Annotated in this window: 14 protein-coding genes; 11 read left to right on the top strand and 3 right to left on the bottom strand. The window is 51.2% G+C overall.

Annotated features, from left to right (window positions below; translation table 11 throughout):
• Nucleotides 1-67: 67 nt before the first annotated feature.
• Together A3842_RS12220 and A3842_RS12215 are read right to left on the bottom strand one after the other, a co-directional pair.
• On the bottom strand, nt 68-541 hold the full coding sequence (locus A3842_RS12220; RefSeq protein ID WP_074101600.1) for a GNAT family N-acetyltransferase: 474 nt from the start codon (nt 539-541) through the stop codon (nt 68-70).
• 94 nt (nt 542-635) lie between these two features.
• A complete protein-coding gene (locus A3842_RS12215; protein ID WP_074084891.1) occupies nt 636-1538 on the bottom strand; it encodes an NAD(P)-dependent oxidoreductase in 903 nt (300 codons plus the stop codon).
• A 248-nt stretch (nt 1539-1786) separates the two neighbouring features.
• Between A3842_RS12215 and A3842_RS12210 the strand changes: the two genes are divergently transcribed.
• From A3842_RS12210 to A3842_RS12200, 3 genes are all read left to right on the top strand, one after another.
• Nucleotides 1787-3142, top strand: coding sequence for a glucose-6-phosphate isomerase (locus A3842_RS12210; protein ID WP_074084892.1), 1356 nt, complete (start codon nt 1787-1789; stop codon nt 3140-3142).
• 129 nt (nt 3143-3271) lie between these two features.
• Entirely contained in the window at nt 3272-3904 is a 633-nt protein-coding gene (locus A3842_RS12205; RefSeq protein WP_074084944.1) for a YigZ family protein, read from the top strand.
• Nucleotides 3905-3907: 3 nt separating this feature from the next.
• Complete coding sequence (locus tag A3842_RS12200; protein ID WP_074101599.1) at nt 3908-4489, top strand: TetR/AcrR family transcriptional regulator; 582 nt, start codon at nt 3908-3910, stop codon at nt 4487-4489.
• A 187-nt stretch (nt 4490-4676) separates the two neighbouring features.
• Here the strand turns inward: A3842_RS12200 and A3842_RS12195 are convergent, their stop codons facing one another.
• Nucleotides 4677-5078 (bottom strand): secondary thiamine-phosphate synthase enzyme YjbQ, encoded by a 402-nt coding sequence (locus A3842_RS12195; protein WP_074101598.1) that lies wholly within the window; start codon nt 5076-5078, stop codon nt 4677-4679.
• A 186-nt stretch (nt 5079-5264) separates the two neighbouring features.
• Between A3842_RS12195 and cysT the strand changes: the two genes are divergently transcribed.
• The 8 genes from cysT (at nt 5265) to A3842_RS12155 (ending at nt 15405) form a co-directional block, all read left to right on the top strand.
• Nucleotides 5265-6080 (top strand): sulfate ABC transporter permease subunit CysT, encoded by an 816-nt coding sequence (gene cysT / locus A3842_RS12190; protein WP_074084895.1) that lies wholly within the window; start codon nt 5265-5267, stop codon nt 6078-6080.
• Nucleotides 6077-6874 carry a sulfate ABC transporter permease subunit gene (locus A3842_RS12185; RefSeq protein WP_074101597.1) on the top strand — a complete coding sequence of 266 codons (798 nt, stop codon included), beginning with the start codon at nt 6077-6079 and terminating at the stop codon, nt 6872-6874. The genes cysT and A3842_RS12185 overlap by 4 nt, the downstream gene beginning before the upstream one ends.
• A 1-nt stretch (nt 6875) precedes the next feature.
• Nucleotides 6876-7940, top strand: coding sequence for a sulfate/molybdate ABC transporter ATP-binding protein (locus A3842_RS12180; RefSeq protein ID WP_074084897.1), 1065 nt, complete (start codon nt 6876-6878; stop codon nt 7938-7940).
• Nucleotides 7941-8046: 106 nt separating this feature from the next.
• Nucleotides 8047-9114 carry a sulfate ABC transporter substrate-binding protein gene (locus tag A3842_RS12175; RefSeq protein WP_074101596.1) on the top strand — a complete coding sequence of 356 codons (1068 nt, stop codon included), beginning with the start codon at nt 8047-8049 and terminating at the stop codon, nt 9112-9114.
• Nucleotides 9115-9323: 209 nt separating this feature from the next.
• Nucleotides 9324-10106: an MBL fold metallo-hydrolase gene (locus A3842_RS12170; RefSeq protein WP_074101595.1), complete on the top strand. Its 783-nt coding sequence runs from the start codon at nt 9324-9326 to the stop codon at nt 10104-10106.
• Between the two features lie 702 nt (nt 10107-10808).
• Complete coding sequence (gene hydE, locus A3842_RS12165; protein WP_371915996.1) at nt 10809-11891, top strand: [FeFe] hydrogenase H-cluster radical SAM maturase HydE; 1083 nt, start codon at nt 10809-10811, stop codon at nt 11889-11891.
• Nucleotides 11892-12100: 209 nt separating this feature from the next.
• Nucleotides 12101-13093: a 2-oxoacid:acceptor oxidoreductase family protein gene (locus tag A3842_RS12160; protein ID WP_074101593.1), complete on the top strand. Its 993-nt coding sequence runs from the start codon at nt 12101-12103 to the stop codon at nt 13091-13093.
• A 20-nt stretch (nt 13094-13113) separates the two neighbouring features.
• Entirely contained in the window at nt 13114-15405 is a 2292-nt protein-coding gene (locus A3842_RS12155; protein ID WP_074101592.1) for a thiamine pyrophosphate-dependent enzyme, read from the top strand.
• The last annotated feature ends 112 nt before the right edge of the window (nt 15406-15517 follow it).

Below are 15517 nucleotides of genomic sequence, written 5' to 3'. Positions count from 1 at the left end.
AGGTTGGGCTGTATTCTGCAATGCAATCCTATTCATTATAGCTTAAGAAGCAGACTATTCAGTATCTTCAGCAATCTATGAGTTCATATTGAATCAGTGTTTCTCCACTAGGTTCGAGCGAAACCTCGGCGATCTGCACAAATCCCAGCTTTTCATAGAAATATTGGTTTCTGACCGCCCATGAAGGGGTATCCAGTGTCCATTTCTGCGCATTGGGGAAAGTGCTGAACAAGAAGTTGAATGCATCTTGCCCGTACCCCCGGTTTTGATACAGCGGGTCAATGAAGATACGGCCGAGATGGTATTCCCGTTCATCCGGTGAAGCGAATACAAGCATTCCGCCGATGATAGAGTCATCTGCAAGCAGCTTGTAATATAGGCCTTTCTCCATCATCTCGCTTTGCCAGGAACTGGAGCTATATCCCGGTGGTCCGTCTTCAGCTTTGTTCTGAAACTGCCGGGCGTCGTGATCAAATGTGACTTTTTGGACTTTCGCTAACGCAGGGGCGTCTAACGGATCAGCTAACTGGATAAACAGCATATGGATTTCCTCCTTGGGATTTTAGCCATCAAAAGACGCAGCCTGAAATTCCAGCTGCGCCAAATGAAAACCTGGGTATGTGAGAAGAGAATGCTTATTCCTTGCTTGCGCCGTCGCCGATCTTCTGGCCGATCCATTCTTCATAGGATTTGACCACTGCGGACAGGTCTTCGTCCCCGAAGCCGTGGTTGAATCCGGCCTGGAACATGCTTTTGGCTACGCCAAGCATAGGTGAAGGCACACCTGTAGAGTCACTGAGTGAGGAGGCCAGCTTGAGATCCTTCAGCATCAGCGCAAGAGAGAACTGGTTGCTGAAATCATTATCGATGATCTTCTGGCCCTTCAGCTCGGCTTGTTTGCTGCCGGCCGACCCGTTCTTCACCAGTTCCAGGAACTTGTCAGCGGGAACGCCTGATTTCACCGCGATGGAGAAGCCCTCAGCGAGCGCGACATTATGAATGCCGACCATAGCGTTATGTGCCAGCTTCGCAACTGCACCGCTGCCGTTGCCGCCCATATGCAGCAGCAGTCTGCCCATAGAGTCGAAGATATCCCGGTGCTCTTCAATGACATCAGCACTGCCGCCAACCATGAATACCAGTGTACCTTCAATGGCGGCGGGTTTGCTGCCCGTTACTGGCGCATCCAGGAACTTTCCACCCCGTTCCTCCACGGCTGCGGCAATTTCACGGGCCAAACCAGGAGATATTGTACTGGAATCGACTACGGTTGCCCCCGGTTTGATCGCATCCAGGATACCGTTTGCGCCATAGAATACTTCACGGATAGAATCATCGTTGCTGATCATGGTAATAATAACATCCTTGCCTTTGGCGGCTTCTTGAGATGTTGCAGCCACCTGGGCGCCTTCTGCCCTGAGAGGTTCGCTTTTGCTTAACGTCCGGTTGTACACTGTAACCCCAAATCCGCTGCGCAGCAGATTGGAAGCCATAGGTGCACCCATGGTTCCGAGTCCGATAAAGCCGATCTGTTTCATTCCGTTTCCACCTTCGCTCTTTGAAATGGCATGCTTTGTTATATTCTATCACGCCCCCAGGGCTTGTTCCACACAACCGTGCTTTGCTCTAGCGGCAAACGCTTCCACAAAAACGTTCAAAAACATGGTACTAAAGCCCGGGATGTGCCTTAAGACCTTGCCAGTACAGGCAAATTAAAGTATCCTATTATAAAGTTGTAACAAACGGTGTCAAATCTAAAGAGATATACAGGAGGTTACCAATACCGATGTCCAAGAAGATTAATTTTGACTACACCAAAGCCCTTTCCTTCTTTAGCCAGCATGAGATTGACTACTTTGCTGCCCCGGTGAAGCTGGCCCATGAGCAGCTTCATAACAAAAGTGGAGCAGGTTCCGACTACCTGGGCTGGATCGATCTGCCTACAGCGTATGACAAGGAAGAGTTCGCCCGTATCCAACAGGCAGCCAAGAAAATCCAAGGGGATTCCGATGTGCTTATCGTTATCGGTATCGGCGGTTCTTATCTGGGCGCGCGTGCAGCGATTGAAGCTCTCTCGCATTCCTTCTATAACAACCTTTCCAAAGACAAACGCAAAACACCGGAAGTTTATTTTGCAGGGAACAATATCAGCTCGACATACATCACACACCTGCTTGACCTTGTAGAAGGCAAAGACTTCTCCGTGAACGTTATCTCCAAATCCGGAACAACTACTGAGCCGGCTATCGCATTCCGCATTTTCCGCGCAGCGCTGGAGAAGAAATACGGCAAAGAAGAAGCACGCAAACGTATCTACGCCACTACTGACAAGGAGAAGGGCGCACTCAAGAAGCTTGCGAATGAAGAAGGCTATGAGTCGTTCATTATTCCTGACGATGTAGGCGGACGTTATTCCGTGCTTACACCGGTAGGCCTGCTGCCAATCGCAGTGGCCGGAATCAACATCGAAGAAATGATGCAAGGGGCCGCAGCCGCAGCCGATGAGTTCAACAATCCTGATGTGGCTACCAACCAGAGCTATCAATATGCTGCAGTCCGCAATGCTTTGTACCGTAAGGGCAAAACAACGGAAATTCTCGTCAACTACGAACCTTCCCTGCACTTTGTATCCGAATGGTGGAAGCAGCTGTACGGCGAAAGCGAAGGCAAGGATTTCAAGGGTATTTACCCATCCTCTGTTGATTTCTCCACGGATCTGCATTCCATGGGCCAATTCATCCAAGAGGGTAACCGTAATATTTTTGAAACAGTGATTCAGGTTGAACAAGTTCAGCATCATGTATCGATTGAGAATGATCCGGATGATCTGGACGGTCTGAACTTCCTGACTGGCAAGACCATGGATTTTGTCAACAAAAAAGCGTTCCAGGGTACCATGCTGGCGCACACAGACGGACAAGTGCCGAATCTGATCGTGACCATCCCGGATCAAACGCCTTATACCTTTGGGTACCTGGTGTACTTCTTTGAAAAAGCTTGCGGAATCAGCGGATACCTGCTGGGCGTTAATCCGTTTGACCAACCGGGCGTAGAAGCATACAAGAAGAATATGTTCGCGCTGCTCGGCAAACCGGGCTATGAGAAAGAAAAAGCAGAGCTCGAAGCCAGACTTACCGAATAGTATTGCCGAACACCGCAGATCATTCATACAAGCAGTAAGCACCCGGGAGCAGTCCATAGGTAATCCAATACCATGGCCTGCTCCTAATATATATCAAGTTATTATATAGATGTTAGGAATGGAATAATGATGCTGGAACAATACCGGACGGTGCGCTCTCCCGGTTCCCGGGAAGTCGTAATCCGTAAGTCACGCTTTATCGGTCATGTTATGCCGGTAGAGAACGAAGAAGAAGCAGTTCAATTTATCGAGAATATCAAGAAGCAGCATTGGAATGCCACACATAACTGCTCTGCTTATATGATTGGTGAGCGGGACGAGATCCAGAGACAGTCGGATGACGGGGAACCGAGTGGAACGGCCGGTAAACCGATTTTGGAAGTAATTCGCAGCCAAAACGTTAAAAATGTCGCAATTGTTGTTACCCGTTATTTCGGAGGCATTATGCTGGGTGCAGGCGGATTAATCCGGGCCTATACGGACGGCGCTGTGCTGGCACTCGAAGCTGGAGAAGTGATCACCCGTGTGCTGAGGCGGGAGGTATTTGTTGAAATCGACTATACCTGGCTGGGCAAGGTTGAGAACGAGCTTAGAGGAAGAGGCATTCAGACGGGTGAAACTTTATTTACGGATAAGGTTACGCTGCTGTGTCTTCCACGCAATGATGATGGCGACGCATTTATGGCATGGATAACGGATCTTACCCAGGGGCAAGCACTGGTTACAGAAGGGCGGCGGCTTTACTACAGCGAAGGGGAATAAGATATGGCAAGAAGAGCAGTCGAGCAGGAATTGTCGAGGGAAAGAATCCTGGAAGCGGCCAGGCATTTATTTATTACCAAGGGATATCGGGCCATATCGATGCGCAGCATTGGCCAGCATTTGGGGTACAGCCATGGGTCGCTCTATTATCACTTCAAGGAAAAGGCTGAGTTGTTCTACGCCATCGTCGTCGAGGATTTCAATCATGTAGCCACATTGCTGAATCAAGTCATGCAGACTCCTCCTGAAACGGGAATGACCCGGGTGGAACAGCTGATTCTGGAATTTATCCGGTTTGGCTTGGATCATCCTTATCAGTATGAAATTATGTTCATGATCCGTGACGAAGAGCTGCTTGCTTATTGTCGTGCGGAACAGGGCCGATGTTTTGAGTTATTCGCAGGTATTGTGCGTTCTCATATGAAGGAAGAGGGGTATGTGTCCGAAGACTGGCAGAGCATCCCGTTAACCTTGTTCTTGTCTGCACACGGATTTATTTCTTACTATATTCAGGATAAGGTATCCTTCGAAGATGTCAGGCAGGCTGCAATCATGCATGTCAAGGTATTAAGCCGCAGTTTGTAGGGCTTGTTTTTTTATCACTTATCAATTTAGCGCGTTGCATTGGTATTACTTTATTACTTTCAATGGTGAAAGTGCAAAGGCAGTTCTAATAGGTATAGGTGTATAAATAGCGGCTCGCCGGACCAGGCGGAGCCGCTATTTTTGTTAGGCCGGGAAGTGCTTTTGAAATTCGGCGGTTAAGGCTGTCTTAGCCCTCGATGATCTTAAAATGGCATTGCCGGTGTCTGGGCCCGTCGAACTCACAGAAATAAATACCCTGCCAGCGTCCCAGCAGCAGTGCTCCTTCATGAATAATAATACTTTGTGAGGGGCCGGCGGTGATGGATTTCAGATGGGAAGCAGTATTGCCTTCTCCATGGCGGTATTTGGGATGCTCCCAAGGAAAAACCTCATCAAGCCTCATTAGCACATCATGCTTGACATCAGGGTCAGCATTCTCATTAATGGCTATTCCGGCTGTGGTATGCGGGCAGTAGACGACGATGATGCCATTCTGTACACCGCTCTTTTTGACATAGGAAATGACTTCGCGGGTGATGTCCCGCAGTTCATCCCGTTTGCTGGTACTGATCTCCATAGTGTGCAGCATAACGTTATCCCCTCTCTGTGTTGCCAATATACTATATTTTACCCCAAAACAGCATGAAAGTAATTGACGGGGCAAGGGGCATTTGGTAAAGTAGTGATAACTTTAAACCAAGTATATTAATAGGAATAATTATGGCTGTAAAGGCGAGTATACCGACCGGTAAGCCGGAGGTGGGGGGACTTATTCTTGAATACGCTGCTTAGACACAAGGGATGGACCTGGGGATTCCGCACGACGATACTTCTTTATTTTGTTGTACTTATTGTTCTGCCGATTCTCGGTGTCTATTACAACTCATTCTCTCTGGGCTTCGGAAACTTTGCCGAGAGCGTCAGCGACCCGATTGCCTGGAAGTCGGTACTGTTGACATTGAAACTGGCCGTTATTGCTACAGTTATTAATGTTCTGCTCGGCACGATGATTGCCTGGGTGCTGATCCGCTATCCATTTCCCGGTAAGGCACTGCTGAACAGTCTTGTCGATTTGCCATTTGCGCTGCCGACGGCGGTTGGGGGGCTAATGATTCTGCTGCTGCTGGGTCCGGGCAGTCTGATCGGCGGCATGGCTGAAGCATTGGGATTTGAGATTGTATTTCACCAGCCGGCTATTGTGATTGCCATGGTCTTTGTAACTTTTCCATTTGTGATCCGTGCGGTCCAGCCGCTGCTGGAGGAATTGGACCCCTCTGAAGAGGAAGCGGCATATACGATGGGGGCTACACGCAGCCGGGTATTCTGGCAGGTTATTCTTCCTTCCATGGCCCCCGGGATGATTAGTGGCGGCATGCTTGCATTCTCCCGGGCACTTGCAGAATTTGGTGCCGTCGTGCTCGTAGCGGGCAATATTCCGGGACGGACACTAGTGTCCTCCGTGTTTATTTTCGGTGAAGTTGAAAGTGACAATCCGGTCGGTGCCGCAGCAGTGTCCATTATCCTGTTAACCTTGTCCTTTCTCATTCTATGGCTGATTAATATGCTGCAGATGCGGGGGAGAAGAGCATGAGGAAACTATGGATCGGACTGACTTATCTTGTGTTTTTCCTGCTGATTGCTGCACCTCTCGGGAAAATGGCAATCGGTGCCTTCAGTGAAGGCTTCGGCGGCTTCTGGGCTGCGCTGACCCGGCCGGAGGCGCTGCACGCGCTGATGATGACAGGATTCGTCGTTGTGGTGGTCACGCTGCTCAATACGTTGTTTGGCATTATGATGGCCTTGTATTTAGTAAGGGCGAACTGGCTGGGCAGACGGGTCAGAGGGCTTTTGAACAGCATTGTAGATCTGCCTTATGCCGTATCGCCGGTTATTGGCGGACTGATGATTGTGCTCCTGCTCGGGCCGGATAGTGCGCTGGGTGCTGTATTTGAGCAAATCGGGATGAAGATTGTGTATGCTTTTCCGGGAATGGTCATTGCCACACTCTTCGTGACTTTTCCCCTGATGGTGCGTGAAGTCATGCCTGTGCTTCAGGAGATCGGGTCGCAGCAGGAGGAAGCAGCTTCAACGCTTGGTGCGTATGGCTGGACTACCTTTTGGAAGGTAACCTGGCCCTCCATCCGCTGGGCTGTGATCTACGGTGTGATTCTGACGGTTGCGCGTTCCCTGGGTGAATTCGGGGCAGTGCTGGTGGTTTCGGGGAATATCATGAACAAAACCCAGACTGCCACTACCCTGGTCTATCAGGACGTCGAGAACTTCAATGTAACGGCTGCGGGCGGTTTAGCGCTGGTGCTGGCCGCATTCTCCGCGGGTCTGCTGCTGCTTATGGAATGGAGCAAAAGAAGAAAGGAAGTGCATTAATATGCATGTGGAAGTCCGGGGACTCGATAAGCATTTTGGAGATTTTCATGCGGTGAAGGACGTTAACTTCGGAATTACCAAAGGCCATCTTATTGGCCTGCTCGGTCCAAGCGGCGGCGGCAAAACCTCGATACTGCGCATGCTGGCGGGCCTTGAGACACCGGACAGCGGCGAGATCATTTTTCACGGCAAGACTGTAAATAATCTACCGCCCCAGGAACGCGAGATCGGCTTTGTATTCCAGAACTATGCGCTGTTCAAGCACATGACTGTGTATGAGAATATTGCTTTTGGACTTAAGGTGAAAAAGGTGAACAAAAACACGATCCAGCACCGGGTGGCCGAGCTGGTGGAGCTTACGGGACTGAAGGGCTTTGAGAAACGCTATCCGCATCAGCTTTCGGGCGGTCAGCGTCAGCGGGTCGCTTTTGCCCGGGCGCTTGCACCTGAGCCGCAGTTGCTGCTGCTGGATGAGCCGTTCGCCGCGATTGATGCCAAGATCCGGCAGGAGCTGCGTTCATGGCTTCGCGAGCTGATTGAGCGCGTCGGCATCACCTCCATTTTCGTGACCCATGACCAGGATGAAGCCATTGAAGTGGCGGATGAGATTATGATTATTAATCAGGGACGGCTGGAGCAGAAGGGTACACCTTGGGATATCTATAAAGAGCCGAAAACGCCGTTTGTGGCAACCTTTATCGGGGAATCCACACTGATCGGGAGCGCTTCCGAGCTAAAGGGCTTCAACAATGCAGGTGGTGGCAAGCCTACCAAGGCGCTGATTCGTCCGGAATACATCGAAGTAGGCAACCTCAATGAATTCAAAATGGCTTCGGCCACGGAGCAGGGCATCGTGAAACATCTGCATTTCCGCGGCAGTGAATGGCTGGTTGAGGTGGAAGTGAACGGCCACAAGCTGGTGACTTACCGTTCTCTGGAGAAAGAAACCCTTACGCCGGGTCAGGAAATCGCTGTGCTTGTCCACCGTGCCTACTTGTTCAATGACGATCGGAGCTGGATTCAAGAGAATGGACTGAAGGAAGATCCAATGCCTGTATTTATCTAATACAAGAAGGATTTCTAGGTTATCGGGGTTCCCGCAAGTACTTGAGTACGCTTCGAAGTCAAATCTCCACTTTGTGGGGTATCTTGTCAAAGGATGTGTCGCCGGGATGAGGCTTATCAAAAGGAGCAGACAACTGCACGGATGGCTGGCGCCCTTAATGCTGGCAATGCTTGCACTGGCCGTGGCCGGTTGCGGGAATGGTAAGGAAAGTACGGCGGCTGACAGCCCGCAGCATGGGGATCTTACGCTAGTGATTGGAGCCTATAGTGTTGCGAAGGATGCCATGGGTGAGATTCTGCCGCTGTTCGCAGCAGAGTGGAAGGCCAAAACGGGGCAGACACTCACCTTTCAGCAGTCTTATGAGGCTTCAGGAACCCAGGCACGGGCCATTGTTGGCGGATTTGAAGCGGATGTGACGCTGCTGGCGATGGAAGGCGATGTGGAGAAGCTGGTTAAGGCTGGACTTGTTGAACCTGGCTGGAAGAACCGCGGGGTGAACGGAATGGTGACCCGCTCGGTAGTTGCACTGGGTACCCGGGAGGGCAACCCGAAGGGCATTCATGATTTTGCGGATCTGGCGAAGCCTGGGGTGAAGGTGCTCTATCCCAATCCGAAGACCTCCGGCGGGGCACAGTGGGATATCAACGCCATCTACGGGGCGGGTCTGAAGCTGTCTGAGGAGCAGGAGGGGGCGAAAGACCCTGCTGCCGCCAAAGCATTTTTGGAGAGCATACACGCGAACGTAGAGTCTCTGGACAAAAGCGGACGGGCTTCCATGGCGGCTTTTGAATACGGGGTGGGCGATGTGATCGTCACTTACGAGAATGAGCTGCTGGCCCGGATTGCAAAAGGTGTGAAATATGAGGTGGTTATTCCCAAGAATACGATCCTGATTGAAAATCCGGCTGCGGTCGTGGATAAGTATGCCAAAGAACATGGTACCAGCGAAGCTGCGGACGCATTGGTGGATTATCTGGCTACACCGGAAGCGCAGGAGGTCTTTGCCAAATACGGGTTCCGGCCCGTTGACAAGCAGGTCTATGCAGAGAATGAGAGCCGTTATCCGGTTCCTGCGGGTCTGTTCGACATTTCGTATCTCGGCGGCTGGAATGAGGTTCGCACTACACTGTATTCGAAGCGGGGCATCTGGTATCAGGTGCTGGCTGGAATCTAGGATGGAGAATTCGGATGAAAAAGAGGGATCTCACCTGCAGGGCAAACCTGCGGATGAGACCCCTCTTTTTTGTGTCGAGCTAGGCTTAGTCCGATGGACCGGAGCCACTTCTTACCGCAGGGTGCAATAGGTGGCTGAGCTGTTCTATAATGATAAAGTGTTTCTGAACATCCGTGACGCGTGACGCGAAATTTAAGGAGGGCTGGCTTGTGGACACATTGGTATTCTTGGGAACCGGGGACGCCATGGGCGTACCCCGGGTATATTGCAGCTGTGAGACCTGCATGGAGGCGAGAAGCAACGGAGAAAATATCCGGCTGCGCTCCTCAGTGCTGATTGATAACGCCAGTGATTTCTGGGTCATAGACTGCGGTCCGGATTGGCGGCGCCAGATGGAGCTGCAGGGGCGGCGCAGCATGCGCAGGCTGCTGGTCACGCATGCCCATTTCGACCATATCGGCGGATTGCCGGAATGGGCAGACAGCTGCCGCTGGATGGGGTATAGAGGGGAGCTCTATGCGCCGGCCGAGGTGATTCCGGTGATTCAGCGGCAGTATCCGTGGCTTGGCGGCCACATCGATATGATTCCGTGTGATGACGGAATTGAACTGGACGGCTGGCAGATCCGCACCTGGCGGGTCAACCATGGGAAGAACGGCTATTCCTATGCCTACAGGCTGGAAAAGGACGGCTACACCTGGGTCTATTGCCCGGACTCTATTTCCCTCTCGCCGGAGGAAATGAAGCATATGCATGGGGCGGACCTTCTGGTGCTGGGAACAAGCTTTTATTATGAATCTGCTGAGCTGTCCACCCGTTCAGTCTATGATATGACCGAAGCTGCAGAATTGCTGGACATCGTACAGCCAATCCGTGCCGTGTACACCCATATGTCACATGATGTGGACTTCAGAAAAGACTACATCCTTCCGGGAAATGTGACCCTCGCGGTAACAGGACTGAAGCTGCAACTGGGCCATGGTGAAGGATAAGGCTGACAGAGACAGGACATCCGGAACTGAGGCCAAGCCTATAAGAGAAATTCTCCCCAAGCGTCCCCATTGTGCATGACTGCTGCTGCTCAAGTGGGGGCCTTTTTGCTTTTTACAGGAAATTAGGGTCTTCCTTCGGTGTGAATATGGGAATGGAGGGTTGCTGGGCGCCGTGGGAAATTGGAGTGGAATTAGTGAACTTAAATGGGACTCCAAGGCGTTGGGAAGTGGATTTAGTGGGAATTAGTAGACCTAATCTAAGCGAACTTACCCGTACGTGTGCGAATGAGCCAGATTAAGTTTACTTTGTCCAACTAGCGTTTGCGGGGGATAGAAAAGGGAAGTATTAGGTTCGCTTTTTCCACTTGAGCTTGCCTCTGGCCCAAGAATTCTCTCCCCGTATAAGCTCCCGGCTGTGTTCGAAATCTAAGATAGCAGCGGATTTCCGATTGTCGGAAACCCGCTGTTTTTGATTCCTGTCCCTGAAAAATATTGTTCCCCCGACGCTATGGTGACAAGCACAATTGGCTTTTTTACGGGACTTCATGGAGGAGTTCTAAAGAAAGGCATAAAAAGCGAAAAATGTGCAGATCACGCCGTCATGTTACCTACACCCCCTGCATAATCTAGAGTAATTCGTTCACTGCAAGCTTGTTTTGCCTGGTAACGGACGGAGAAAAAAGAGGTCTTTACTTGGCAGACATGCGGGATGGAGGAACACGCTCGATGGAAGGGTTGCTTGGCAAATTAGTTGAGCAAAACGAGTTGGATCAAGAAGAAATAGTCTATTTTCTGCAGCATCTGACTCCTGAACTCAAGGTCCGGTTGTTTGATCTCGCGGCACAAACCCGGAAGCTGCACTATAATGAAAACGTTTTTATGAGGGGCCTAATTGAATTTTCAAACTTTTGCAAACAGGACTGCCTGTATTGCGGTCTGCGCAGGTCGAACGCTGCGGCGGAGCGTTACCGGCTGACTGAGGAGGAGATTCTGGAGTGTGCGGAAGAGGGATACCGTCTCGGGTATCGTTCATTTGTCTTACAAAGCGGAGAAGATTTCCACTTCACAGAAGCACGGATGATTCGCTTGGTCACGAGCATGAAGATCCGTTTTCCTGAGGCGGCAATCACTTTATCCATTGGAGAACGGAGCGAAGCTTTTTATCGTGCGCTTTTTGATGCCGGAACTGACCGGTACTTGCTGCGGCACGAGGCAGCTTCACGTTCGCTGTACCAGTCATTGCATCCGGGGATGTCGTACGATAACCGTGTGAACTGCCTGCGTACGCTCAAGGAAATTGGCTACCAGGTTGGAGCCGGCTTTATGGTGGGACTTCCCGGACAGACCCATGAGCACCTGGCAGAGGATCTCCTTTTTCTGAAGGAACTCCATCCGGAAATGATCGGCATCGGCCCGTTCATCCCGCATAGCGCAACTCCGCTTAAAGATGCTCAGGGAGGGACGGTTGAAGATACGCTCGTGATGATTGCAATGGCAAGATTGCTCATTCCGGATGCGCTGATGCCTGCCACAACGGCAATGGGAACTCTTGATCATACAGGCAGGGAAAAGGCGCTTGCAGCGGGTAGTAACGTAGTGATGCCCATACTCTCCCCACTGAGCGTACGCAGGAAATATGCGCTATATGAGAACAAGATTTGCACGGGGGACGAGGCTTCCCAATGCAGAAGCTGTATGGAGATGAGGATCGCAGCCGCCGGCTATAAGATTGATTTCACTAGAGGGGATCACTGCAGCTTCAACCGCACACCAGAGAAAAGCTAGAGGGAAAGGTTTATTTTAGGCTTATAAGTGAATAATTTCACGTTCGATGGCCTGGAGATAAAAATACATGCAGCCAAGAGGGCTTTATACGAAGTGATCGTGATCTCATAGAAGGAATGCTGACAAAAATATGTTCATGCTTCCAGAGCTAGTTTTGTACGAAGTGATCTCATAGAAGGATGCTGACATAACTTTTAGGAGGAGATTTAATGTCAACGTTGCCAAAAAAGAATGCGCTGGGTTTTTATGAAATCCGTCTGGAATCCATCGGCGGACTTGGGGCCAACCTTGCGGGTAAAATGCTTGCCGAGACCGGTGCGATTGAGCTTGGCTTCAATGCATCCAACTTCTCGTCTTACGGCTCCGAAAAAAAAGGGACTCCTATCAAAACATTCGTCCGCTTCTGTGATCCAGAAGTCGAAATCAGGGACCACAGTCCAATTGAAGAGCCCCATCTGGTTGCTGTTTTTCATGAGGCCCTGTACAAGACGGTTAACGTGGTCAGTGGCCTGCAGCCGGACGGTGTTGTCCTGGTGAATACCTCGCGCGATTTCGATGAGGTCCGGGCAGACCTGAAGCTGGAATACGGTACGGTTGCATTGGTGGATGCCATGGGGATCGCCGTTGAGGAGCAGACGAAAGTCAATACCTCGATGCTTGGCGCTATGTTCCGTATCTGTGATTTCCTTGATCCGGAAGCGATGCGCAAGGTGATCCGCAGAACCTTTGAGAAAAAATATCCGCACCTGGTGGAGCCGAACATCCGCACCTTCGACCGGGGATATAACGAAGTGAAATTCAAAACCTACGAAGTGCCTGCAGGGACACAGGCTGTACCTTTCAAGCGTGCGCAGTCTCTGCTCGGCTACGAGACACAAGTTCCCGGCGGTGTGATTCTCGCGCAGGGCAACAGTATTCAGAAGGATCTGAGCGGCTCGCGTTCAGGTGTACTGCCGGTCCTTGATGTGGATTCATGTATTAGCTGCGCGGCATGCGACAATGTATGCCCTGACAACTGTTTTGTCTGGGAGGAAGGCGAAGACAAGCGTGGACGGCCCCAGCAGATCCTGCTTGGCATCGACTATCACTACTGTAAAGGCTGCCTGAAATGCATTGAAGTATGCCCCACAGAAGCCCTCACCAGTATCCGTGAAGAAGTGGGTTTTGCCGAAGAGCATCGCGTTCCCCAAGTGTTCAAGTGATGGAAAGGGAGGAAACAACAATGGCTGTTAGTGAAGATGCACAGACTGAGATCATAGTAGCTGAACAAGTCACTCACTTCGAATCCGGTAATGAAATGGCGGCTACTGCGGCTGCCCAGATAAATTACCACATTATGGGTTATTTTCCCATTACACCATCTACAGAAGTTGCCCAGTACTTGGATCAGATGAAAGCAAACGGTCTACACGATATTCAACTAATCGCAGCAGATGGTGAACATGGTTCTGCCGGGATATGCTACGGTGCGGCTATGGCGGGTGCACGCGTGATTAACGCAACCAGTTCCCAAGGTTTTCTGTATATGCTGGAGCAGCTTCCCACCCAGTCCGGGACACGGTTCCCGATGGTGCTTAACCTCGTTACCCGTGCAGTGAGCGGGCCGCTTGATATCCGTGGAGATCATTCTGACTTGTACTACGGTCTTAATACAGGCTGGGTGATCCTGACTGCCAGCACCCCGCAGGCTGTATATGACATGAATATCATGGCCCTCAAAATAGCTGAACATTCTGAGGTGCGTCTGCCTGTAATCGTTGCTTATGACGGCTTCTTCACCTCCCACCAGAAACGCAAAGTCCAATACTTCAAAGAGAATGAAGTTGTACAAAATTTTGTAGGTCCGAATCCCAATCCCAACTATCCGAATGTCTCGGACCCTGCCCATCCGGTGACCATAGGTGCGCATATGGGTGGTGATGACCTGCTGAACAACCACTATCAGCTATCGGTAGCTCTGGAAAAAGCAGGTGAGGTCTATGCGGAGGTCGCCCGGGAATATGCCGCGTTGTCAGGACGTGAACATAAAGTTCTCGACCTGTACCGTATGGATGATGCCGAAGTCGCTGTGTTCCTGCTGAACTCCGCAGGGGAATCCGCCAAGGATACCGTAGACGCGCTTCGGGCTAAAGGCATCCGGGCAGGCTTGGTCCGTCCCAACCTCATTCGTCCGTTCCCGGCGGAGCAGCTGCGGCAAGCCCTTAAGAATGTCAAGGCACTGCTTGTCGGTGAACGCGCTGATTCCTATGGGGCCCAGGGCGGTAATCTGACCCACGAGATCCGTTCTGCGCTGCAGGTAGATCCGGACAACAAGACAATCATCCTCTCCCGTATTTTTGGTCTGGGCGGCAAGGATTTCTATGCGGATGATGCAGAAGCCTTTTTTCAACTGGCTATGGATGCAGCGGATAAAGGGTATGCCGAGAAACCGTTCGACTATCATGGTTACTACCCTGGGGATGCCAAGGACGCACTTGTTCCGGTGATGGAACCGCTGCATGGCGATGCTTACAAAAGCGGCCTCATCCAGGTGGCTCCCAGTGAAGATACCGGCCTGCTGAAAGTGAAGCTCCCCCCGCTTCGTCAACTGACTGCCAAGCCGCACCGCCTGGCCCCCGGGCATGGCGCCTGTCCCGGCTGTGGCGCACTTTCCGCACTGGAGCTGTTCTTCAAGGGAATCGAAGGCGATATGGTGGTCCTGTTCCAGACGGGCTGTGCGTATGTGGTAACGGCAAGCTATCCGTATTCCTCCCATAACCAGACCTTTGTACACAACCTGTTCCAGAACGGTGCAGCTACACTCGCCGGAATGGTGGATGCCTTCTATGAATTGAAGCGGCGCGGCGAAGTCCAGATTAGTGACGACATCACCTTCGTGATGGTGTCCGGCGACGGCGGTATGGATATCGGCATGGGGGCAACCGTAGGCGCGGCTCTCCGCAACCATAAAATGATCATCCTTGAATATGATAACGAGGGCTATATGAACACCGGTTCCCAGCTGTCCTACTCCACTCCGATGGGGCACATGACCAGCACCTCCGGGGTAGGGAAGGCGCAGAAGGGTAAAAAAGGGCATCACAAGGATACGGCGCAAATTCTGGCGGCCTGCAACATTCCTTATGTATTTACTGGTGCTGAATCCAACCCCCAGGATTTGCTGCAAAAGGCTGCCAAGGCACAGTGGTATGCCAACAACGTCGGTACTGCCTACGGAAAGCTGCTCTGCGCCTGCCCGCTGAACTGGAAGACGAGTGACCATAGCGGCTATGACCTGGTAAAAGCGGCTGTGGATTCCTGCTTCTTCCCGCTGTATGAAATTGAGCAGGGCATCACGAGCATCACCTACAATCCGGAATTGAAGGGCAAGCGCATCCCGGCAGTAGAGTGGCTGAAGGGAATGGGCAAAACCAAACATCTGCTGAAGGATGAAGAGCTGCTGCAAAATTTCGAAGCCGAAATTGAACGCCGCTGGAGCCGGTTGAAGCTCAAGAATGAGAGTTCGCTGCTCTAACTGCCCTAGGGCAGGGTTGTGTAGAGGCCGACAGATAAAGGGGTTGGCCTCATCCTCATCCTTTTTAACTGAAAATCATTCTCAATATATTATATTTGGATTTCAGCAAAAG

This window comes from Paenibacillus sp. P3E, from assembly GCF_001909045.1.
GTDB lineage: Bacteria > Bacillota > Bacilli > Paenibacillales > Paenibacillaceae > Paenibacillus_AQ > Paenibacillus_AQ helianthi.
Note: the sequence above shows the minus strand (reverse complement) of the source record. Positions and strands in the feature narration are given on the sequence as shown.

Excerpts from the sequence above, each read along its gene's own strand:
- A3842_RS12180 (WP_074084897.1), top strand. The coding sequence starts at position 6,876 with ATGCATGTGGAAGTCCGGGGACTCGATAAGCATTTTGGAGATTTTCAT.
- A3842_RS12160 (WP_074101593.1), top strand. The coding sequence starts at position 12,101 with ATGTCAACGTTGCCAAAAAAGAATGCGCTGGGTTTTTATGAAATCCGT.
- hydE (WP_371915996.1), top strand. The coding sequence starts at position 10,809 with ATGCGGGATGGAGGAACACGCTCGATGGAAGGGTTGCTTGGCAAATTA.
- A3842_RS12175 (WP_074101596.1), top strand. The coding sequence starts at position 8,047 with ATGAGGCTTATCAAAAGGAGCAGACAACTGCACGGATGGCTGGCGCCC.
- A3842_RS12210 (WP_074084892.1), top strand. The coding sequence starts at position 1,787 with ATGTCCAAGAAGATTAATTTTGACTACACCAAAGCCCTTTCCTTCTTT.
- A3842_RS12195 (WP_074101598.1), bottom strand. The coding sequence starts at position 5,078 with ATGCTGCACACTATGGAGATCAGTACCAGCAAACGGGATGAACTGCGG.
- A3842_RS12215 (WP_074084891.1), bottom strand. The coding sequence starts at position 1,538 with ATGAAACAGATCGGCTTTATCGGACTCGGAACCATGGGTGCACCTATG.
- A3842_RS12220 (WP_074101600.1), bottom strand. The coding sequence starts at position 541 with ATGCTGTTTATCCAGTTAGCTGATCCGTTAGACGCCCCTGCGTTAGCG.
- A3842_RS12155 (WP_074101592.1), top strand. The coding sequence starts at position 13,114 with ATGGCTGTTAGTGAAGATGCACAGACTGAGATCATAGTAGCTGAACAA.
- A3842_RS12200 (WP_074101599.1), top strand. The coding sequence starts at position 3,908 with ATGGCAAGAAGAGCAGTCGAGCAGGAATTGTCGAGGGAAAGAATCCTG.
- A3842_RS12185 (WP_074101597.1), top strand. The coding sequence starts at position 6,077 with ATGAGGAAACTATGGATCGGACTGACTTATCTTGTGTTTTTCCTGCTG.
- A3842_RS12205 (WP_074084944.1), top strand. The coding sequence starts at position 3,272 with ATGCTGGAACAATACCGGACGGTGCGCTCTCCCGGTTCCCGGGAAGTC.